The sequence below is a fragment of the Antribacter sp. NEAU-D49 genome (genome assembly GCF_057158775.1).
The window spans coordinates 19,719-40,445 of sequence record NZ_JBXTSN010000014.1; the positions used below are offsets into that span (position 1 = coordinate 19,719).

The window sequence follows — 20,727 nt, forward strand, 5'->3', positions numbered from 1 at the left end:
GGTCGAGCGGGCGGTCAGCCCTGGAACGGCTTGGCGCCGGTGATCTCGACCTCGATCTCGCGGCCGTTCGGCGCCGCGTAGGCGGTCTTGTCGCCCACGGACTTGCCGTTGATGGCGGCGCCGAGGGGGGAGGTGGGGGAGAACACGTCCATCTCCGTGGTGCCCGCCATCTCGCGGGAGCCCAGGAGGAACGTCATCTCGTCACCCGCCACGAGAGCGGTGACCACCATGCCCGGCTCGACCGTGCCGTCGTCGGGCGGCGTGCCGATCTGGACGTGACGCAGCTTCTCGGTGAGCTCGCGCACGCGGGCCTCGTTCTTGGCCTGCTCCTCGCGCGCCGCGTGGTAGCCGCCGTTCTCCTTGAGGTCACCCTCGTCGCGGGCGGCAGCGATGCGCTCGGCGATCTCGGTCCGGTAGGGACCGGAGAGGTGCTCCAGCTCGGCCTTGAGCCGGTCGTGCGCTTCCTGGGTGAGCCAGGTGACAGAGGCATCGGCCACGGGGGCTCTCCTTTCGTGGTGCTCGTTCGAGCGACAAGTGGCGACGCGCGTGCGCCTCCGACGGTGCGGCGGGCACGCGCGTGTACCGATCAACACTGCGTGTGAATCTCTTAGGATACCAAATGCCCGTTGAATACCGTCAGGACGTGGCCGTGCAGCTGTCGACCACGCCGGTGGTGGCCCGCTCCGTGGTGCGGACCGTGACCGTGTACTGCGCGGTGCGGGCCTCGGACGGGCCCACCTCCACCTCGAGCGCCCCCACCTGGGCGTGGGCGGTGTTCATGGCGGTGATCAGGCAGGTCGCCTCCATCCCGGGCGGCATGCTCACCTGGAACGTGACGTCGACCTGCTCCGCGCTCCCCACCGAGAACCCCACGTCGGTGAAGGACACCGGGTCCCGCTGCTGCTGTACCACCGTGAACCAGGCAGCCACGGCCACCGCGGCGGCCAGGGCGGCCGCCACCGCCACGCGGGCGCCGGTTCCGAGGCGCCGGGCGCCGGGCCGGCGGGCACCGTAGCGCTCCGCCAGGTACTCGTCGGCGGCAGCCTCGGCAGACGGGTCCTGTGGGTGGCTCATGGTTCCATTGTCCCTGAGCCCACAGGCTGCCTGGCTCCACCTTTGACCATGACCCACACCTCGACCCATACGGAGGAAACGGTGTCCGCAGCACAGCGCGAGCCGCTGCGTCTGATGGCCGTGCACGCGCACCCTGACGACGAGTCCAGCAAGGGGGCCGCGACCATGGCCCGGTACGTCGCAGAGGGGGTCGAGGTCCTGGTCGTGACCTGCACGGGCGGGGAACGCGGGGACATCCTGAACCCGAGCTTCGACGCCTCGGCCCACTCCGGCCTGGACACGCCCGAGGGCATGGCGGCGCTCCGCCGTGAGGAGATGGCCGCCGCCGCGGCGGCGCTCGGCGTGCGGCAGACGTGGCTGGGATTCGTCGACTCCGGCCTGCCGGAGGGCGACCCGCTGCCCCCGCTGCCCGAGGGCTGCTTCGCCCTGGTCCCCCTCGAGGAGGCGGCGCGACCGCTCGTCGAGCTCGTGCGCGAGTTCCGCCCGCACGTGATGACCACGTACGACCCGTCGGGCGGCTACCCGCACCCCGACCACATCAAGTGCCACGAGGTCTCGATGGAGGCGTTCCGCGCGGCGGGCGACCCCGAGCGCTACCCCGGCACCGGTGAGGCGTGGGAGCCGCTCAAGCTCTACTACGACCACGGCTTCTCGATGGCGCGCATCCGGGCGGTCCACGAGGCCATGGAGGGCGCCGGCCTGGAGTCGCCGTTCGGCGAGTGGGTCGAGTCGCGCACGGCGCGCGAGATCCCCGAGCGCCAGGTGACCACGCGGGTCCCCGTCGCGCAGTACTTCCCGCAGCGTGACGCGGCCCTGACGGCGCACGCCACGCAGATCGACCCGGAGGGCTTCTTCTTCGCGGTCCCGCGCGACCTCGAGGTCGACGTGTGGCCCTGGGAGGAGTTCGAGCTGGCCGAGTCCCGGGTCCCGCTGCCGCCCCTCGGGGAGGGGGAGCTGGAGGACGACCTGTTCGCCGGTGTCCGGGTGAACGACGAGGTGTCGGCATGAGGTCCTGGCTGCTCGCCGCGTCCGTGCCGTCCCCGTCGCCGTCGGGCGGTATGCGGCCAGGGCTCGAGGAGACCGACGTCTCTCCCGGTCTCGTGGGGTTCCTCGTCACCTTCGCGGTGGCGGCCGCGTGCGTGCTGCTCTTCATGTCGTTCACGAAGCACCTCCGGGCGGCCCGCCGCAACGCGCAGGAGCAGGGTCTGCCCGTCGAGGAGAACAAGGGCATCGGCTTCCGCCGCGAGGGCGGCCCGGCGGGTGGCGCGGCAGGTGGCGCGTCCGACGACGCCGGGTCGCCGCCCTCGTCGGGAGGTCAGCCGGGTGGTCGCGGGCCGGGCGACGGCGGGGGATCGTCGTCGGGCAGCGACAGCGGGAGCGGCTCGGGTGACTGAGGAGCCCGGCGCCGCCGCGCCGGGTGCGCCCGTGCGCGTGACGGTGGGCCAGCTCGAGGTGTCCGAGGACCACGCGGCCAACCGCGAGGCCGTCGCGGACGCCTTCCGCGAGGCCGCGAGGCTGTCGGCGGACCTGCTGGTGCTGCCGGAGTACGCGTCGGGCTACGACCGGCACGGGGTGGGCCGGGAGCATGCGGAGCCGCTCGACGGCCCGTTCGTCAGCGCGCTCCGGAGCCTGGCGAGCCGGCACGGCGTCGCGGTGGTCGCGGGCACCACGCTGCCCGGCACGGGCGAGCTGGCGGTCAACGCCATGGTCGCTGTGGACGCCGCGGGAGACCTCGCGGGCGTGTACCGCAAGGTCCACCTGTACGACGCGTTCGGCACGCGGGAGTCCGACCGGCTGGAGCCCGGCCCGGCCGGCGCGCCCCCGCTGACGCTGCGCCTCGGCGGTCTCACGTTCGGGGTGCTCACCTGCTACGACCTGCGCTTCCCGGAGTCGGCGCGGCGGGTCGTCGACGCCGGGGCGGACGTGCTGCTCTACCCCGCCGCGTGGGTCGCAGGTCCCCTCAAGGCTGACCACTGGCGCACCCTGCTCCAGGCCCGCGCGATCGAGAACACCGCGATCGCGATCGGCGTCGGCATGGCGGGCAAGGGGGTGACGGGACGGTCGCTGCTGGTGGGACCGGACGGCGTCGTCGGCCTGGAGCTGGGGGAGGCCGCCGACGTGCGCACCGTGGACCTCGACCCCGCCGGGGTGGCCGCCGCCCGCGCGGCCAACCCCTCGCTCGCCAACCGCCGTTACACGGTGGTGCCGCGGTAGCAGGGCGTCAGCGGGCCGCGACCGCCGCGATGAAGATCGCCACCGTGTGGCACGCGAAGCCCACCACGGTGAGCACGTGGAAGATCTCGTGGAACCCGAACCACCGGGGGCTGGGGTTGGGCTTCTTCGTGGCGTAGATGATCGCGCCCACCGTGTACGCCAGGCCGCCGCCCATCACGAGCCACACCACCGCAGGGCCGCCCGTCGCCCAGAACTGGCCCATGTAGCCCACCGCCACCCAGCCCAGGGCGAGGTAGATCGGCACGTAGACCCAGCGGGGGGCGTTCAGCCAGACCACGCGGGCGAGGAGCCCCAGGAGGGCGCCGCTCCAGACGATCCACAGGAGGACGGTGGCCGTCGCCTCGGGGAGCATCAGGACCGCGAGGGGCGTGTACGTGCCGGCGATGATGAGGAAGATGTTGGAGTGGTCGGCACGGCGGAGCACCCCGGCCATCCGGGGCGACCACGTGCCGCGGTGGTACACGGCGCTGGTGCCGAAGAGGAGGCACGCGCTGAGGCCGAACACGGCCACCGAGACCTTGCCTGCGACCGGGGGCGCGAGCACGACCAGCACGATGCTCGCGGCCAGGGCCAGCGGGAAGGTGCCCGCGTGGATCCAGCCGCGCAGGCGCGGCTTGAGCTGCTCGACGGCCTCCGCGACGTTGGCGGAGATGGTCTGGACCACCTCGCCGACGGTGTGGCGCACCTCGTCGAAGGCCTCGGAGACCTTCCCGTCCCGCGGCGTGTCGCCCTGGCGACCGTTCTGGTCAGCGGCTGCTGCCACAGTTCCTCCTTACGTCCGGCGCGACTGCAGACGGTAGGCGAGGCGTCGCGCCCCGCAACCTACGGTCGCGTAACTTACTCAAGCGTAGGTTATGGCGGCACGCCCGGAAAACCCGCCGTGTGAAGATCCTGCGGCTGCACCGTGCGAAGTGCCCGGGGAGCGGGCGCAGGTCCGTGGGGCAGGCGTGGTGGACGTATGGGTGTGACGCACCGGGCGCGGTAGCGTGTGTCCCGCCGGTTCGGCGATCCCTGTCCGCCCTCCTTCCTCCAGAGGTACCCGTTGCGCCTGCCCAGCCCGCTCTACAGCCTCTACGAGCGACGCCTGGCGGCGAGCCTGACCGGAGCGGCGCTGCCGCGGCACGTGGGGGTCATGCTCGACGGGAACCGTCGCTGGGCGCGGTCGTTCGGCGAGACGGCCGCGACGGGGCACCGGCGGGGCGCGGACAAGATCACAGAGTTCCTGGGCTGGGCCGAGCCGCTCGGGATCGAGGTCGTCACCCTGTGGATGCTGTCCACCGACAACCTCTCCCGCTCGGCCGAGGAGCTCTCCAACCTCCTCGACATCATCGAGGACGCCGTCCGCGACCTTGCGGACTCGGGGCGCTGGCGCCTCCGGGTGATCGGACGTCTGGACCTGCTGCCGGCGCGGCTCTCCGACGCCCTGCGGGCCGCCGCGGACAAGACCGAGGGGGTCGAGGGTCTGCAGGTCAACGTGGCCATCGGCTACGGGGGGCGCCACGAGATCGCCGACGCGGTGCGGTCCTACCTGGCGTCGCAGGCCGACAGCGGGGCCACCCTCGCCGAGCTCGCCGAGCGCATCGACGTGGAGCACATCGCCGAGCACCTGTACACGCGCGGGCAGCCTGACCCGGAGCTGGTCATCCGCACGTCGGGCGAGCAGCGGCTGGGCGGGTTCCTCATGTGGCAGAGCCAGCACACCGAGTTCTACTTCTGCGAGGCCTACTGGCCCGCGTTCCGGCGCGTCGACTTCCTGCGTGCGCTCCGCGACTACTCGCAGCGAGAGCGCCGCCTCGGCAAGTGACGTTCCCCGCTCGAGCCGCCGCGCCTGACGCGTGAGCGGACGGGCACGCGGGTAGCCTGCCGTGGATCCGAGGGAGGCGAGATGAAGGCACCTGACAGCAGTCCGGCACCGTCGGCACGGGAGGCGGCCGAGACCTGGGAGTCGCTCTTCCGCACCCAGGTGGCCCTGATGCGGCGGCTCCGGGCCGACGACATCTGGGGCGACCTGAGCATGCGGGAGTACGACGTGCTCTTCACGCTCGCAGCGGCGGGCGCCGGCCCGGGCGACACAGGCATGCGCCTGCGCGACCTCAACGAGGGCATCCTCATGGCCCAGTCCTCCCTGTCCCGGATGGTCGAGCGCCTCGAGGGCCGCGGGCTCGTGGCTCGCGCCCCGGACCCGGAGGACGGCCGGGGCACCCTGGTGAGCCTGACGCCCGAGGGGGTCCGCGTCCAGAAGGAGCTCGGCCGGCGGCACGTCCGGTCCATCGCCCACTACCTCGGCGGTGCGCTGGACAGCGCGGAGATGGCGACGATCCGCGACCTGCTCGACCGGCTCCGCGCGGCCCAGGCAGACATCCCCGACGCCTGACCGTGGACGTCGCGCCGGGCTCGTCGTCGTAGGCTGGCGCCGTGTTCCGCTTCCCGGTCCGGTCCGGCCCCGCCGAGCCGTGGATCGTGCTCTGCCTCGCCGTGACCGCCGTCCTGGCCTCGCTGGCCGCAGGCTTCGCCGACCCTCCGTACGCGACGGGTGACGAGGCTCCCCACGTCGACTACGCCTACCAGGTGTGGCACGGCGGGCTGCCCGTGTTCGAGGACGGGCTCCGGCTACGACCGCCGGGCGCGTGGCTCGCGCCCGTGCAGTGGACGGCACAGCACCCGCCGCTCTTCTACCTCCTGGTCGCGCCCCTGGTGGGCCCGCTGGCCGACGCGGGCCACCCCGTCGCCGCCGTCTACGCGGCCCGCGCCGTCAACGCGCTGCTGCACGGGGCGCTGGTGGGCGCGGCCTGGTGGTCGGCCCGCAGGCTGACGCGGCCAGGCAGCAGGGTCCCCCTCCTCACGGCGCTGGTCGTGGCTCTGATGGCCCAGGCGGCCCGGCTCGGCGGCTCCGCATACAACGACCTGCTCGCGACGCTGCTCGTCACCGTGCTCTTCGGTCTGTGCGGCAGCGCGGTGCGGCGGGGCCTCGACGCGCGCCTGGTGGCCGCGATCTCGCTCGTCGCCGCCGCGTGCTCGCTCACCCGCACCTCGGCCACCATCGTGGCGGTGGTCTGCTGCGGGTTCGCGCTGCTGGCTCAGCTGCTGCGCGCCTGGCGGCCTGGGGCCGACGGCGCCTCGGTCTCCTGGCGGCCCGCCGTCGCCCTGCTCGTGGCGGCGCCCGTGGCCGTGCTCGCGGCGAGCGGCTGGTTCTACCTCCGCAACTACCGTCTGACCGGGAACCTCACCGGGAGCCACTTCGACTGGTCGCTCGAGAACCAGGGCCGGGTGCCCCGTTCGCTGGCCCAGGTCCTCGCCGACCCCGTGACCTGGGGCCGGCTGCCTGACCTGTTCTGGTGGGGTGGACCCCTGCCGCGCGGGTACGCCGCCGTCACGATGGTGGTCACGGTGCTGGTGCTGGTGTACGCGCCGGTGATCGCCGCGCTGGTGGCGGTGGTGCGGCGCCGTCGTGCCGCGGCCCGGCACCCCGCGGGGGCCGGCCAGGCCGCCGCGGGGGCCGGCCAGGCCGCCGCGGGCGCCGCGAACCCGCTGCTCGTCGCGCTGCCCGCCGTCGCCTTCGGGGTGACCGTCCTGGTGCAGCTCCTGTACTCGACCAACGGCGGGGGTCTCTACCCGCGGTACCTGCTCCCGGTCGCCCTCCCGCTCGCGCTCGGGATCGCCGCGGGGCTCGCGCTGGCGCCGCGGGTCCTCGTCCCGGTGTGGTCGGCCGTCGTGGCGGTGGACGGGGTGGTCTGGGTGGTGCTGCGGCTCCTCGAGCCGATGGACCCGGGCCGTTACACCTCGGCCCCGGTGCCGGCAGTCGTCGCGACGGTGCTGGCGCTCGGGGCCGGCGTGGTGTCCGTGGCGATGGTGAGAGCGACGGCCGTCCGAGCGAACGTCGTCGACGCGAGGACCGCCGCGACCCCGGCCGACGCCGCCAGGGCCAGCACCAGCCCTGCCTGAGGCCCGGTGAGCGGGCTCCACGCGAGCCATCGCGCCGCCGCCGTCCCGAGCGGCTCGCCGGGGCCGCGGTACATGCCCGCGAAGGCCACGGCCAGGCTCGCCGCCGCGATGACCAGACCTGCGGTCACGACCACGGGCACCGCCCTGCCGAGCGCCAGGGGCCACCGGGAGAGCAGGGCGCGCAGGCCGACGGCGAACGCGACAGCCAGGGCCGTGAGTCCCGCGAACACGTAGCGGCCCTGCAGGGCGGTGATCCACCCGTGCTCCTGGTAGAACGCCCAGCCGTTGACGAGGACGAACAGGGCGAGCAGCCCGGGCAGGGCCAGGAGGGTGCCGACCTCGCGACGGTGGCCGCGCGCCACGACCGCGGCGAGGCAGACGAGGATCAGGAGCCAGGTGGCGACGAGCACGACGGTGGGGTTCGCCCGCAGCTCGAGCCAGCCGAAGCTGCCCCAGAAGGAGCGGGTCAGCATCCGCCACGCCGTGGGCAGGTAGTCACCGAGCCCGCCGGCCGGCTGGCTGGGGTAGGTGGGCGGCATGCCTACCGGCTGGACCGTGCCGTGGACGAGGATGTTCCGCGCCCACCACCAGCCGCCCACCGCGAAGGCCACGACGAGGGCGAGGCCCGCCCGCAGCGAGCGGGCAGCCCACGAGGGGGCACGGCCGAGGTCGGGCGCACCGGTCGCAAGGAGGAACGCGAGCACCACTGTGGGCAGCGCGAACCCCGGCATGATCTTGGTCAGGAGGCCCAGCCCGACGACGAGCCCCACGAGCGCGGCCGTGCGCCACGACCGGTCACCCGTGAGCACCCGCACGCAGAGGTAGGTGAGGACGGCTCCCGTGAGGGTCACGAGCGAGTCGTTCGTGACGCTGGCGAGGATGTGTCCCGACTGCGGGATGAAGAGCGGGAACGCGGCTGCGAGCAGGGCCGCCGGCCGGGATCCCGTGAGGCGCCGGACCGAGGCGGCGGCCAGCGGCGCGAGGGGCACAAGGAGCGCCACATCCAGCAGCCGCACCGCCAGCAGCATCACGTCCCACCGCGCCTCCGCCAGTCCGGTCGCCCGGAGGAAGGCGGCGCCGAGCGCGTAGTAGAGGGGTGGGTGCTGCGTCATCTGGTCGACGACCGGCCGGAGGCCGCCGTCGTGCGGCTCCGGGAGCGCGTTCTCGGCAGTGACGTGCACGCGCTCGGCGTCGGGGACGGGGGCGACGTCGACGAACTGCGGCTTCTCCTCACGGAGCGCGTAGCGGCCTGGCAGGTCGGCCCACCGGGCGGACTGCTCCTGCGCCTGCGTGACCGCCGGGCCGAGGTAGGCCTCGCCGGGCTCCGGCCAGCCGCCCCCGTGCGCGAGGCGCACGATGCTGTTCAGGTGCTGCGTCTCGTCAGGAGCGCGGAACCCGGGCGTGAGCACCGCCCAGGTGGTCGCGGTCAGCGCCACGAGGACGCAGACGAGGGTCAGCGCGGCGCGGTAGTGCCGCTCGGTCTGGGTGTGCGGGCGGACCGGTACGGGGCTCATCGTCTGCTTCCGTCGACGGGTTCATCGTCACGGCGCCGTTGCCAGGTCCAGTGTGCCCGAGAATCACCCCCTCGCCCACGCCGGGAGAAATATGCCCGCACGGCGTGCCGCCCGGCGAGGGACGTCCGGCGCGGTCCACCCGCCGGTGGGGGAATGTCGGGTTGCACCCGGTCCTGGGGCTGCGGCGGCGGAGGGAGGTCTGTAGCGTCGGCGCATGCCACGATCGGTCTACCGAGACCCGGCCGGCGCCATGGCCGTCCGGGACCACTGCAGGAACACCCTGAGCGCGTGGTCGACAAGCTTCGGCTCCGCGATGCTGACCACCACCGCCGGGCGGACGCACGCCGTCTTCACCGGCTCGGGCGGGCCCACCGTCGTGGTGGTGCCCGGTACCAACATCAGCGGCGTGCTCCTCGAGCGGTTCGCCGCGGTGCTGGCCCGCGCGCACCGGGTGGTCCTGCTGGACGTGCCCGGGCAGCCGGGCCTGAGCGACGAGCAGCCGCCCGGCGGCGACCGGCTCCCCGTCTACGGCGGCTGGCTTGCCGAGGCGCTGCAGGAGGTTGCGCCGGACGGGGCCACGGTGGTGGGGCACTCGCTGGGTGCCGCCATCGCGCTGGCCTGCGGGTCACCCCTCGTGCGGGCCCGCGTCCTCGTCTCGCCCGCCGGGCTGGCACCGCTCCGCGTCACGCCCGCGATCCTGGCCGCCACGGTCGGCTGGCAGGTCCGTCAGGGCACGGAGCCGAGCGTCACGCTCCTGCGGCACCTGGTCGCGCCGGGTGCGGAGGTGCCCCCGCCGCTCGTGGAGTGGTTCGAGCTGCTCGCGACGCACTGCCGCACGTCGCTCGCGCCGTCGCCGCTGCCCGGCCGGCTCCTCGCGGCGCGGGCGGACGTCCCGCGTGCCGTCGTGACGGGCGCGCACGACGTCTTCCTGCCCGCGCGCCGCCTCCGCGGGCCGGCGGGCAAGCACCTGGGCGCGGACGTCGAGGAGGTGCCCGAGGCCGGTCACCTCCTGCTGGACGAGCAGCCGGCCCGGGTGGTCGCGCTGGTGGACCAGGTCCTCAAGACCCGGCCCGCGGCCTGAGCGGCCCGCCGGTCCCGCTCAGCGGTGGTGCGGCGGCGTCTCGTAGAGGGCGTGCTCGGTGTGCTGGAGCACGTTCGTCACGAGCGCGGCCACGTGCTCGTCGGGCTGCCCGTAGTAGACGGTCCGGCCGTGCTTCCGTGTGGTCACCAGGTGCCCCGCGCGCAGCTTGGCGAGGTGCTGAGACACCGCGGGCGTGGGCCGGTCGAGGGCCTCCGCGATGTCGCTCACCGACATCTCCGTCCCGTCGAGCATCGCGAGGACGGCCAGCCGGGTGCGGTCGGCGAGCAGGCGCAGCACCTCGACGGCGTGGTCGAGCTCCGGTTCGGTGGGGGTGTGCCGCAGGGTTGCCACGCCGCTCATGATCGCACCCTCGCCCGTGGCCAGAGGGCGACCGCGGCCAGCGTGGCGGCACCGGCCGTCCCGGCCAGGACCAGGGCTGTGCCGCCCAGGCTCGTGGCGCCGAGCCAGCCGGCCAGCGGGTACGTGACGAGCCAGCACGCGTGCGAGAGGGAGAAGTCGGCGGCGAAGGCGTCGGCGAGGTCCTGTGGTGGGACCTCCCGCCGGAGGATGCGGCCGACGGGCGTCTCGGCCGCGGCCCAGCCGACGCCGGCCAGCACCCAGAGGACGCCGGTCGCGACGAGCGGCCCGGTGCCCCGGCCACCCGCGAGGGCGAGCGGGACGAGCGCCGTCGCCACGGCGAGCACCACGCCGCCGCCGAGCATGACCCGCTTCTCGGGGAGCCGGCGCAGCACGGCGGGCAGCACCACCGCCCCGGCCATCGAGCCCGCACCGTTGGCGGCGAGCAGCAGGGCGACGGCACCCTCGCCGGCACCGAAGGTGCCCCGCACGATCGTCACCGTCTGCACCAGCACGAAGGCTCCCCCCGCGGCGACTGCGAGGTTGAGCACCAGGAGCGGCCGGAGGGCGGGCAGCCGGAAGAACAGGAGGATGCCGTGCCGGGCCCGTCGGTCGAACGGCAGCTCGGGCGTGTCGTCGTCGGCCATGACGTCCCTGGTGCGACGGGGGAGCGCGACGGACAGGACCAGGAGGGCCGAGCCGGCGAAGCCGGCCGCCGTGCCGAGGAACAGGGACGACGACGGCAGGACCAGCAGCGCCGCCGCCGCGAGCAGGGGCGACAGGACGGACTCGAGGTCCGTCGCGAGCCGGGAGAGGGAGAGGGCGCCGGTGTAGTCGTCCTCGTCGGGCAGCACGTCGGGGATGACGGAGTGGAACGTGGGCAGGAAGGCCGCCGAGGCGACCTGCAGGACGAACACGAGCGCGAAGACCTGCCACACCTCGCTGACGAACGGCAGGCTCAGCGCCACCGCGAACCGGACCGCGTCCGACCCGACCAGGACCGCCCGCCGGGGGAGCCGCACGAGAGCGGCGGCCGCGAGCGGTGCGAACACCACGTAGGCGACCATCTTGATCGCCAGTGCGGTCCCGAGCACGCCGCCCGCGTCGTCCGGGTCCAGGTCGTAGGCGAGCAGGCCGAGGGCGACGGTCAGCAGGCCCGTCCCGGCCAGGGCGACGACCTGGGCCAGGAAGAGCTGCCGGTAGGTGCGGTGGGAGAGGGCGCGCAACACACTTGCATCTTTGCATAGGTGCGTGAGTGCGCAAATATCGCGCGCTATCCGGCAGGCCGGATGCCGGGCGGGTCGGGCGCGCCGGGCGGGTCGGCCGGGTCGGGCGGGTCGGCCGGGTCGGCCGGGTCGGGCGGGTCGGCCGGGTCGGGCCCGGCGGGCGGCAGGGCTGTCCGGCCCGCGTGGCGCAGGGCCGTCAGGGTCTCGCGCACTGCGACCCGCGAGGTGGCCGTGCGCCGGGCCACGAGGTGGATGTCGCGCAGCACCGGGTCGGTCAGGGGAACCGCCCGGACGGCGTAGCGGTCGTCGACGGCGAGGAGCGGCAGCAGCGTCACGGACAGCCCTGCCTCGACGTGCCGCAGCATGGGACCGAACCCGGCGAAACGCGCGGTGACGCGGGGATGGAAGCCGGCTCGGAGGCACCACCGCTCACCGAGGTCGGCGAGGTGGGCGCCCGGGTGCTCGAAGGCCCACGCCTCGTCCGCCAGGGCGGCGAGCCGGAGAGGACCCTCGCACAGGTCGGACCGTGACGCGGGGACCACGAGCACCACGGGGTCCGACGCGAGGTGGATCCGCACGAGCCCAGGGCCCGTGACCACCGGTGCGTCCGGGAAGTCCGCGCTGACCGCCACGTCCACCTCGCCGCGCTGCACCGCGGGCACGCTCACGACGGGTTCCGCCTCGGTCAGCTCCAGCGAGATCCGCGGGTACTCGCCGGTGACCCGCTGCACGGCAGGCAGCAGGATGCTGTGGAAGGCGCTCGTGAAGGCCGCGACCCGCACGAGGCCGGTGGCCTCGTCGTGGAGGTGCGCGATCTCCGCCTCCACCGAGTCCATGTGGTCGAGGATCTCCGCCGCGCGCTGCGCGAGCACCACCCCCACGGGGGTGAGCCGGATCCGCCGCCCGGCCCGCTCGAAGAGCGCGGCACGCACCTCCGTCTCCAGCAGCGTGAGCTGCTGGGACACGCTCGACGGGCTCTGGTGCACGGACTCCGCCACGGCCCGGACCGTGCCGAGCAGGTGGAGCTGGTGGAGCAGGCGGAGCCGCCAGGGGTTCAGCACACCTCCACTGTACGGCTGTGCCGAACAAACACATCGGAAACGCGACATGGACCCGCACAATCGCGCCGCCGTATTTTCCGAGCATGAAGATCGGCATCCCTACCGAGATCAAGAACAACGAGAACCGCGTCGCCATCACCCCGGCCGGCGTGCACGAGCTCGCCACCCGCGGGCATCGCGTTCTCGTCCAGGCCGGCGCGGGCACGGGCTCGGGCTTCACGGACGACGCGTACCGCGTGGCGGGGGCCAGGACCGTCCCCACCGCCGAGGAGGTCTGGGCCGAGGCCGACCTCCTCGTCAAGGTCAAGGAGCCCGTGGAGCCCGAGTACGCGCTGCTGCGGCCCGACCAGGTCCTGTTCACCTACCTCCACCTCGCCGCCTCGAAGCCCTGCACCGATGCACTGCTCGCGGCGGGCACCACCGCCATCGCCTACGAGACCGTCCAGCTCCCCGACCGTTCGCTCCCGCTCCTGTCGCCCATGAGCGAGGTGGCGGGCCGCCTGTCCGTCCAGGTGGGCGGCTACCACCTGATGCGCGCGGCCGGAGGAGCGGGCGTGCTCCTCGGCGGCGTGCCGGGCACGCCGCCCGCCAAGGTGGTGGTGATCGGCGGCGGCGTCGCGGGAGAGCACGCGGCGGCGAACGCGATCGGCATGGGCGCCGACGTGACCATCGTGGACATCTCCCTGCCCCAGCTCCGCCGGCTGGAGGCGCGCTTCGGCGGCGCCGTGCAGACCCGGGCCTCGACCCACTACGAGATCGCGGAGCAGGTGTCGTCGGCGGACCTCGTCATCGGGTCCGTCCTGGTGCCCGGCGCCGCGGCCCCCAAGCTGGTCACGGACGCCATGGTGGCCTCCGCCAAGCCCGGCTCGGTGTTCGTCGACATCGCGATCGACCAGGGCGGCTGCTTCGAGGGCTCGCGCCCCACCACGCACGACGAGCCCACGTACCGCGTCCACGACTCCGTCTACTACTGCGTCGCCAACATGCCCGGGGCCGTGCCGGCGACGTCGACCCGTGCGCTGACCAACGCGACCCTCCCGTACGTGGTCGCCCTGGCCGAGCAGGGCTGGCGGGCTGCCCTCGCCGCCGACCCCGCCCTGGCCCAGGGGCTCAGCACGCACGCCGGCCGGATCACGAGCGCGCCGGTGGCCGCCGCGTTCGGCGCGCCGTGGACGGACGTGGCGGAGGCGCTGACGGCCTGACCCTCGGCGCGCGTCAGCCCGGCAGCCGCGCACATCACTTCGGCAGTTCGTCGTCGGTGCAGTTCGAACTGCCGAACCGACGACGAACTGCCGAACCAATGTGCGCGGACGGCTCCGCGCTCTGTCGGTGGCTGCCTCTACGATCATCGACGTGAAGCCGCTGCACGTCGTCGTCGCCCCGGACTCCTTCAAGGGGAGCCTCTCCGCGTCCGAGGTGGCGCACGCCGTCGCCGAGGGCGTGCGGTCCGTCGCGCCGGACGCGGAGGTGACCTGCCTGCCCATGGCCGACGGCGGCGAGGGCACGCTCGACGCCCTGCTCACCGTCTGGGGCACGGACCCGCAGGAGATCGCGACGGTCGACGCCGTCGGGCGTGCTGCCACCGCCCGCTGGGCCACGTCGCCCGACGGCCGGGTGGGGGTGGTGGAGCTCGCCGAGGCGAGCGGACTGCCCCGCGTGAGCGACGCGCCGCTCCAGCCGTTGCACGCGAGCACCCGGGGCACCGGCGAGCTCGCCGCGGCGGTCCTCGACGCGGGCGTCGAGGAGGTGCTGGTCTGCCTCGGCGGCTCCGCGTCGACGGACGGCGGGTCGGGGGTGCTCGCCGGTCTCGGCGTCCGCCTCCTGGACGAGGCGGGCGAGCCGGTGCCCGACGGCGGGGAGGGCCTCTCGCGGGCGACGAGCCTGGACCTGTCGGCACTGCACCCGAGGGCGCGCGAGGTGCGCTGGCGCCTCGCGGTGGACGTGACCAACCCGCTGGTGGGCGAGCACGGTGCTGCCCAGGTGTTCGGCCCGCAGAAGGGGGCCAACCCCGGCGAGGTGGCGTTCCTCGACGCCGCGCTCGACCGCTGGGCCGGCCTGCTGGAGGCCGAGACCGGGGTGGCGGTCCGCGACCTGGCAGGTGCGGGTGCGGCGGGCGGGGTGCCGTCGGCGCTCGTGGCCCTGTTCGGCGCCGAGCTCGAGCGGGGCGCCACCCTGGTCGCGGAGGCGATCGGGCTGCCCGCCGCGGTGGCGCAGGCCGACCTCGTGATCACCGGCGAGGGGTCGTTCGACTCGCAGTCGGTCCGTGGCAAGGTGGCCGACGGCATCGCCCGGATCGCCGCGGCCGCGCCGGGCCGGCCGCCCGTCGTGGTGGTGGCGGGCCAGGTGCTGCTCCCGGCGGCGCGTGTGCGCGAGGCGGGAATCACCGCGGCGTTCTCCATCGCGCCGGGGCCGGTGGAGCTCGCCGAGCTGATCGCCCGGACGGCGACGCGGCTCACGGACCTGGCCGCGACGGTGACGAACCTGCACCTGGCGTCGCGGCCCACTACCTGACGGCGGTTCCACGATCAGGCGATCGTGCAGCGAAACGGGCCGCGAACGCTGCACGATCGCCTGACCGCGGACGGGGCTGTCGGCGAGACGTCAGACCCAGGACCGCAGCGGCGCCACGCGTCAGGCGAGCGGCTGGCGCTCCGCCCAGGCCTCCAGCGTGGTGCGCGGGCCCGTGAAGAACGGGACCTCCTCGCGCACGTGGCGGCGGGCCTCGGTGGCGCGGAGGTCGCGCATGAGGTCGACGATGCGGTGCAGCTCGTCCGCCTCGAAGGCGAGGATCCACTCGTAGTCGCCGAGGGCGAACGCGGAGACCGTGTTGGCCCGCACGTCCTTGTACCCGGCGGCGGCCATGCCGTGGTCGCGGAGCATGGTGCGGCGCTCGTCCTCGGGCAGGAGGTACCAGTCGTAGGACCGCACGAACGGGTACACCGAGATGTAGCCGCGCGGCTGCTCGCCCGCGAGGAACGCCGGCACGTGGCCGCGGTTGAACTCGGCGGGCCGGTGCATGGCGGCCACGGACCACACGGGGTCGAGCGCCCGGCCGAGCGCCGACGCGCGGAGGCGCTGGTACGCGCCCTGCACGGACTCGATGGACGGGCCGTGGGTCCAGAGCATGAGGTCGGCGTCCGAGCGGAGGCCGCCCACGTCGTACCAGCCGCGCACCACCAGGTCGCCGGTGGCGGCGGCGGGATCGCCCGTGCCGCCCACTGCGGCCTCGGCGTCGGCCACCAGCTCGTGGCGCTCGTCTCGGTCCTCCGGGAGCGTCTCGCTCAGGGAGAACACCGAGAACATCGTGTAGCGGATCGACGCGTTGATCGCGGCGGTGTCGATCTCGTGCCCGGTGTCGCCGTGGACGTGGCCGGGCGTGGGGGATTCGGTCATCGGTGCAGGTCCTCCGAGCAGAGTGCCGGGATGCCGCTGGGCTCCTCGTGGCGCCGCAGGCAGCAGTCCGGCGGGGTGACGGACGGGAAGGCGGGCAGGGTGCCCACCGTAGCCTCGTCGACCTGCTCGCCGCGGGCGAGCGCTGCCCGCTCCAGGAGCAGGTCCACGAGGCCCCGCACGAAGGGCTCGCGCGTGCCGACGGTCGCGGCGCGCACGGCGTGCAGGCCGAGGTCGCGCGCGGTGGCGAGCGCCTCGGTGTCGAGGTCGTAGGCGACCTCCATGTGGTCGGAGACGAAGCCGATGGGCGACAGCACCACGTCGCGCACGCCCTCGGCGGCGAGGGCCTCGAGGTGGTCGTTCACGTCGGGCTCGAGCCACGGCTGGCTCGGCGGGCCCGACCGCGAGCAATAGGCGAGGTCCCAGGGCACGTCGTGGCCGAGCCGCTCCGACACGGCCGCGGCGATGACCGCGCCCACGTCGAGGTGCTGCTCGGAGTAGGTCGCGTGGCCCACGCCGGAGGCGGCCTCCATCGTGTCCGGGATGGAGTGCGTGACGAAGACGAGCCGGGCCCCGGCGGGCGAGCCGCCCGCGGCGGCCAGGTCGTCGAAGGCCTCGGCCACCGCGTCGATGTTGGCCTGCACGAAGCCGGGGTGGTTGAAGTAGGACCGGATCTTGTCGAACTGGATCCCGGTGGAACCCTCCGGCCCGAGCCGGCCCCGCTTGTCGAGCGTGACGGCGAGGTCCTCGCGGTACTGCCGGCAGCCCGAGTACGAGGAGTAGGCACTGGTGACGAGTGCGACGGCGCGCTCAGCCCCCAGCTTCTCCAGCTCGTCGATCGCGTCGCTGGTGTACGGCTCCCAGTTGCGGTTGCCCCACACGACGGGCAGGTCGAGCCCCCGGCGGGCGAGCTCGGCCTCGAGCGCGGCCTTGAGCGCGAGGTTCTGCTCGTTGATGGGGCTCTTGCCGCCGAAGCCGTAGTAGTGCTCGCCGACCTCTTCGAGCCGCGAGTCGGGGATCCCCTTGCCGGCGGTGACGTTCCGCAGGAACGGGACCACGTCCTCCGGCTTGTTGGGGCCGCCGAACGAGTACAGGAGCAGGGCGTCGTACGGGGCCGCGTCGGGCGCCGTCGACCGGGGGGAGTTCGAGGGCATGGCGCCAATCTTTTCACTCCCGGACCGATGCACCGCCGTGAGGAGGCCGGGACGGGACGTGACATTGACGGGACGACTTGTCAGAACCGCCTCAGCGCTTCGGCCAGTGCCACGCCGGCACGTCGAACGGGCCGTCCTGGCCGGCCACCACAGTGGCACCCAGCTCCTTGAGCAGCTCGACCCGCAGCAGGCCGCCCTCGGGGAGCAGCCCCCGCGGCCCGACGACGTCGCGCCCGCCCAGCGCGTCCATCAGCGGCTGGGAGTGGGTCACCACGAGCACCTGCGTGACGCTGGCGGCCCGCGCTACCAGCGCTGCCAGGGCCGGGAGCAGCTCGGGGTGGAGGGAGGTCTCCGGCTCGTTGAGCACGAGGAGTCGCGGCGGCCGCGGGCTCAGCAGGGCGGCGACCCACAGGAGGTAGCGCAGCGTGCCGTCGGACAGCTCGGCCGCCCGCAGCGGGCGCAGCAGCCCGTGCTGGCGGAGCGTGACCTCGAACCGGCCGTCGTCCTGGGTGACGGCGAGGCGGGCGCCCGGGAACGCGCGGGACACCGCCTCGTCCAGCTCCTCGCCCCGGCCCAGGTCACGGACGGTCTCCAGGGCGGCGGCGAGGTCGGACCCGTCGTGGGCGAGGACCGGGGTGCGGGTACCCACCTGTACCGCTCGGGCGGGCGCCCCGGGGTCGGTGCGGAACTGGTCGTAGAACCGCCAGGAACGGAGCTGTTCGCGCACGTCGACGAGCTCAGGAGCGCCCACGGGGTCTACCACCTCCGTCAGGACCGACTCGAAGGGCCGGAGGGTCGCGACAGGCGTGCTCCAGCCGCCGTCGATGCCCCGGAGCCGCACCGCCGGGCCGTGGCGCTCGGCGACGAGGGTGCTGGGGCGGGGCGCCGGACCCGTCCAGACGGACTCGACCTTGACCTCGGGGTCCAGCGGGAACGCCCCGGGCACCTGTGGCAGGCCCAGGTCGATCGCGTACCCCAGACCGTCGCTCGCGAACCCCAGCCGCAGCGCGACCGGGCCGGACCGGACCGTCCCCTGCACGGGCGCGCGCCCCTCGCGCACCGCCCGGCCGTGCACCTCGGGACCCGCCCACAGCGTCGAGGACAGCCCGCCCTCGCGGGCCAGCGCCCCGATCGCGCCGCCCAGCGCCACCTCGGACAGCAGCCGCAGCGACCGGTACAGCGACGACTTGCCTGCGCCGTTGGCCCCGGTCACGACGGTGAGCCGGCCCAGGGGCAGCACAAGCTTGCGGAGGGAGCGGTAACCCTCGACGGCCACGGTGCGGATCTGGTCCTCGGTCATGCCGCCACGCTACGGGCGGTCACCCACACGCCCTGGCGCGGCCACCACCTCACGGCCGCGTGGCCACGACCCCCAGTGCCCCGGCCTCCTCGTCCTCGACCACCCGGGCGGTCAGTCCGGTCACCTGCACCGCGCCGACGGCGGCGCTCACCTGCGTCTCGCCCACCTCGAACAGGAGGTGGCCCGCTGGACGGAGCCAGCCGGGGGCGACATCGATCACGCGTCGCAGGACGTCCAGGCCGTCCGCGCCGCCGTCGAGCGTGAACAAGGGCTCGTGGTCGCGCGCCTCCGGCGGCAGGAACGCGATCGCGGCCGTGGGTACGTAGGGCGCGTTGCAGAGGAGCAGGTCGACCCGGCCGCGCAGGGCCCGGGGGAGCGGGGCGTCGAGGTCGCCGGCCGAGGCGGTCGCGGAGACCCGGCCCGGGCCGGCGCCCGACGCGACGCCCGGGCCCGAGGGCAGCCCTGCGCGCGTCGTCGCGCCCTGCCACGCCGACAGCCCCGCCAGGTTCCGCCGCGCAACGGCCACGGCGACGGGGTCCACGTCGGCCGCGTGCAGCTCCACCTCCCGGCCGGCCGCCGCGAGCCTGGCCGCGACCGCACCGCCCACCGCTCCGGAGCCGCAGCAGAGGTCCACGACCGCGACGGCTCCCGCGACCGGGGCCAGGCGCACAGCCTCGGTGACCAGGAGCTCCGTGCGCTGCCGAGGGACGAAGACGCCGTCGTCGACCGCCCACCGCCGGCCCGCGAACTCGACCCACCCGACGAGGTGCTCCAGGGGACGGCCGTCGACCCGCCCGGCGACGAGCCGTTCGAGCCGGGCGGCGTCGCCGTCGGCGGCCTCGACGAGGATCGCCGCCTCGTCCTCCGCGAAGACGCAGCCGGCCGCGCGGAGGCGAGCGACGACGTCGTCGGCTGCGGAGGAGGAGGTCACCGCCCGATCCTAGGCGGCGGGCCGACCCGCCTGCCGTGATCGGCAGTCCGTCGGATGATCGGCAGCCCGGGCTGCCGACCATCCGACGGACTGCCGATCATCAGGCAGGCTGGCCCGTGTACGCCTGGAGGTGGGTGGTCAGCTCACGGGTAGAGCCCGCGGATCTGGTGCGCCTCGGCGACGCGCTTGACCCCGATCACGAGGGCCGCGTCGCGGAGGGAGACGTCCTCGCGCCGGGCCAGGCCCGACACGTCCGCGTAGGCCGAGACCATGCGGTGCTCGAGCTTGTCGGCGATCTCCTGCTCGGTCCACCAGTAGGTCTGGTTGGCCTGGACCCACTCGAAGTAGGAGACGACGACGCCCCCGGCGTTCGCGAGCACGTCCGGCACCACGGTGACGCCGTTCTTGGCGAGCAGCACGTCGCCGGCGGCGGTGGTGGGCCCGTTCGCGCCCTCGACGACGTACCGGGCGCGCACGTGGCCGGCGGTGTGCTCGTCGAGCACGCCCTCGATGGCCGCGGGAACCAGCACGTCGACCGGCAGCGCGAGCAGCTCGGTGTTGCTGACCGGGGTTGAGTCGGCGAACCCGACCACGGACCCCGTCGCCGCGACGTGCTCCAGGAGGCGCGTCAGGTCCAGGCCGTCGTCGTTGCGCACGCCGCCGTACTGGTCGCTGACCGCGACGACCCGGGCGCCGCGCTCGGCGAAGATCGCCGCCGCGTGCGAGCCCACCTTGCCGAAGCCCTGGATGGCGACGGTCACGTCCTCGAGGCGCTCCCCGGCGTCGGCCAGGGCCGCGGCGGTGACGTGCACGATGCCCGCGGAGGTCGCGGTGCCGCGGCCGAGCGAGCCGCCCACCGCGAGCGGCTTGCCCGTCACGACGGCCGGGATGGTGAAGCCGCGGTTGACCGAGTAGGTGTCCATGACCCAGGCCATGGTCTGCTCGTCGGTGCCCATGTCGGGCGCCATGATGTCGGTGTCCGGGCCGATCATCGGCATGATCTCGGACGTGTAGCGGCGGGTGACCCGCTCCAGCTCCGAGCGGGAGAAGCCGCGGGGGTCGATGGCGACGCCGCCCTTGGCGCCGCCGTACGGAAGGTCGACCACGCCGCACTTCCACGTCATCCACATCGCGAGGGCTCGCACCTCGTCGATGTCGACGCCGGGGTGGTAGCGCAGCCCGCCCTTGCCGGGGCCCCGGCTGAAGTTGTGCTGCACGCGGAAGCCGTGGAAGAGGTTGATCTCGCCGTCGTCCCGGCGCAGCGGGACGGCCACGTGGATCTCGCGGCGGGGGGTGGCCAGCATGCGGTGCAGGCCCTCGTCGTAGCCCAGGATGTCCACCGCGGCGGCGAGCTGCGAGTGCGCGGTGGCGAGGGGGGACCCCTCGGCCGGGCGGGACGTGGTGGGTTCGATGGGGCTCGTGAACGTCGTCGTCACGGTTCCTCCGGAAGCAAGCGCCCGGG

General features: G+C 74.3%; 20 protein-coding genes. 8 read left to right on the plus strand and 12 right to left on the minus strand.

Translation table 11 applies throughout. The annotated features are described in order from the left end of the window. Positions 1-14: 14 nt before the first annotated feature. A complete protein-coding gene (gene greA / locus AC060K_RS12245) occupies positions 15-497 on the minus strand; it encodes a transcription elongation factor GreA (protein WP_483765694.1) in 483 nt (160 codons plus the stop codon). Between the two features lie 139 nt (positions 498-636). After that, on the minus strand, positions 637-1,074 hold the full coding sequence (locus AC060K_RS12250; protein ID WP_483765695.1) for a DUF4307 domain-containing protein: 438 nt from the start codon (positions 1,072-1,074) through the stop codon (positions 637-639). A 114-nt stretch (positions 1,075-1,188) separates the two neighbouring features. On the opposite strand from AC060K_RS12250, the gene mca reads away from it, so the two are divergent. Genes mca through AC060K_RS12265 form a run of 3 tightly spaced genes read left to right on the plus strand, consistent with a single transcriptional unit; the run spans position 1,189 to position 3,288 of the window. After that, entirely contained in the window at positions 1,189-2,082 is an 894-nt protein-coding gene (gene mca, locus AC060K_RS12255; protein WP_483765779.1) for a mycothiol conjugate amidase Mca, read from the plus strand. Beyond that, positions 2,079-2,468, plus strand: coding sequence for a hypothetical protein (locus AC060K_RS12260; RefSeq protein ID WP_483765696.1), 390 nt, complete (start codon positions 2,079-2,081; stop codon positions 2,466-2,468). The genes mca and AC060K_RS12260 overlap by 4 nt, the downstream gene beginning before the upstream one ends. Beyond that, a complete protein-coding gene (locus AC060K_RS12265) occupies positions 2,461-3,288 on the plus strand; it encodes a carbon-nitrogen hydrolase family protein (RefSeq protein WP_483765697.1) in 828 nt (275 codons plus the stop codon). The genes AC060K_RS12260 and AC060K_RS12265 overlap by 8 nt, the downstream gene beginning before the upstream one ends. A gap of 7 nt (positions 3,289-3,295) precedes the next feature. On the opposite strand, the gene trhA is transcribed toward AC060K_RS12265, so the two are convergent. Then, positions 3,296-4,072: a PAQR family membrane homeostasis protein TrhA gene (gene trhA / locus AC060K_RS12270; RefSeq protein ID WP_483765698.1), complete on the minus strand. Its 777-nt coding sequence runs from the start codon at positions 4,070-4,072 to the stop codon at positions 3,296-3,298. Between the two features lie 279 nt (positions 4,073-4,351). On the opposite strand from trhA, the gene AC060K_RS12275 reads away from it, so the two are divergent. Both AC060K_RS12275 and AC060K_RS12280 read left to right on the plus strand, forming a co-directional pair. Further along, positions 4,352-5,113 carry an isoprenyl transferase gene (locus AC060K_RS12275; protein ID WP_483765699.1) on the plus strand — a complete coding sequence of 254 codons (762 nt, stop codon included), beginning with the start codon at positions 4,352-4,354 and terminating at the stop codon, positions 5,111-5,113. A gap of 81 nt (positions 5,114-5,194) precedes the next feature. After that, positions 5,195-5,683: a MarR family winged helix-turn-helix transcriptional regulator gene (locus tag AC060K_RS12280; RefSeq protein ID WP_483765700.1), complete on the plus strand. Its 489-nt coding sequence runs from the start codon at positions 5,195-5,197 to the stop codon at positions 5,681-5,683. 1,399 nt (positions 5,684-7,082) lie between these two features. On the opposite strand, the gene AC060K_RS12285 is transcribed toward AC060K_RS12280, so the two are convergent. Further along, positions 7,083-8,765 carry a DUF2142 domain-containing protein gene (locus tag AC060K_RS12285; RefSeq protein WP_483765701.1) on the minus strand — a complete coding sequence of 561 codons (1,683 nt, stop codon included), beginning with the start codon at positions 8,763-8,765 and terminating at the stop codon, positions 7,083-7,085. A gap of 214 nt (positions 8,766-8,979) precedes the next feature. Here AC060K_RS12285 and AC060K_RS12290 point away from each other — a divergent pair, with 214 nt between their 5' ends. Next, a complete protein-coding gene (locus AC060K_RS12290) occupies positions 8,980-9,846 on the plus strand; it encodes an alpha/beta fold hydrolase (protein ID WP_483765702.1) in 867 nt (288 codons plus the stop codon). An 18-nt stretch (positions 9,847-9,864) separates the two neighbouring features. Here AC060K_RS12290 and AC060K_RS12295 read toward each other — a convergent pair whose 3' ends face one another. Genes AC060K_RS12295 through AC060K_RS12305 form a run of 3 tightly spaced genes read right to left on the minus strand, consistent with a single transcriptional unit; the run spans position 9,865 to position 12,490 of the window. After that, on the minus strand, positions 9,865-10,206 hold the full coding sequence (locus AC060K_RS12295) for an ArsR/SmtB family transcription factor (protein WP_483765703.1): 342 nt from the start codon (positions 10,204-10,206) through the stop codon (positions 9,865-9,867). Then, positions 10,203-11,432: an MFS transporter gene (locus AC060K_RS12300; RefSeq protein ID WP_483765704.1), complete on the minus strand. Its 1,230-nt coding sequence runs from the start codon at positions 11,430-11,432 to the stop codon at positions 10,203-10,205. Before AC060K_RS12300 ends, AC060K_RS12295 begins: the two co-directional genes overlap by 4 nt. A gap of 44 nt (positions 11,433-11,476) precedes the next feature. Beyond that, a complete protein-coding gene (locus tag AC060K_RS12305; protein ID WP_483765705.1) occupies positions 11,477-12,490 on the minus strand; it encodes a LysR substrate-binding domain-containing protein in 1,014 nt (337 codons plus the stop codon). Positions 12,491-12,573: 83 nt separating this feature from the next. On the opposite strand from AC060K_RS12305, the gene ald reads away from it, so the two are divergent. Next, positions 12,574-13,692 carry an alanine dehydrogenase gene (gene ald, locus AC060K_RS12310; protein ID WP_483765706.1) on the plus strand — a complete coding sequence of 373 codons (1,119 nt, stop codon included), beginning with the start codon at positions 12,574-12,576 and terminating at the stop codon, positions 13,690-13,692. 151 nt (positions 13,693-13,843) lie between these two features. Further along, positions 13,844-15,001 (plus strand): glycerate kinase, encoded by a 1,158-nt coding sequence (locus AC060K_RS12315; RefSeq protein ID WP_483765707.1) that lies wholly within the window; start codon positions 13,844-13,846, stop codon positions 14,999-15,001. A 120-nt stretch (positions 15,002-15,121) separates the two neighbouring features. Here AC060K_RS12315 and hemQ read toward each other — a convergent pair whose 3' ends face one another. The 5 genes from hemQ to AC060K_RS12340 form a co-directional block, all read right to left on the minus strand. Beyond that, positions 15,122-15,883, minus strand: coding sequence for a hydrogen peroxide-dependent heme synthase (gene hemQ / locus AC060K_RS12320; RefSeq protein ID WP_483765708.1), 762 nt, complete (start codon positions 15,881-15,883; stop codon positions 15,122-15,124). Continuing rightward, a complete protein-coding gene (locus tag AC060K_RS12325; RefSeq protein WP_483765709.1) occupies positions 15,880-17,034 on the minus strand; it encodes a ferrochelatase in 1,155 nt (384 codons plus the stop codon). The genes hemQ and AC060K_RS12325 overlap by 4 nt, the downstream gene beginning before the upstream one ends. A 91-nt stretch (positions 17,035-17,125) precedes the next feature. Beyond that, positions 17,126-18,334, minus strand: a complete 1,209-nt coding sequence (locus AC060K_RS12330; RefSeq protein WP_483765710.1) for an AAA family ATPase — start codon at positions 18,332-18,334, stop codon at positions 17,126-17,128. A 49-nt stretch (positions 18,335-18,383) separates the two neighbouring features. Next, the gene (locus AC060K_RS12335; protein WP_483765711.1) at positions 18,384-19,265 is read right to left on the minus strand and encodes a class I SAM-dependent methyltransferase; all 882 of its coding nucleotides are present in this window, start codon (positions 19,263-19,265) and stop codon (positions 18,384-18,386) included. Between the two features lie 143 nt (positions 19,266-19,408). Beyond that, complete coding sequence (locus AC060K_RS12340; RefSeq protein WP_483765712.1) at positions 19,409-20,701, minus strand: Glu/Leu/Phe/Val family dehydrogenase; 1,293 nt, start codon at positions 20,699-20,701, stop codon at positions 19,409-19,411. Positions 20,702-20,727 lie beyond the last annotated feature (26 nt).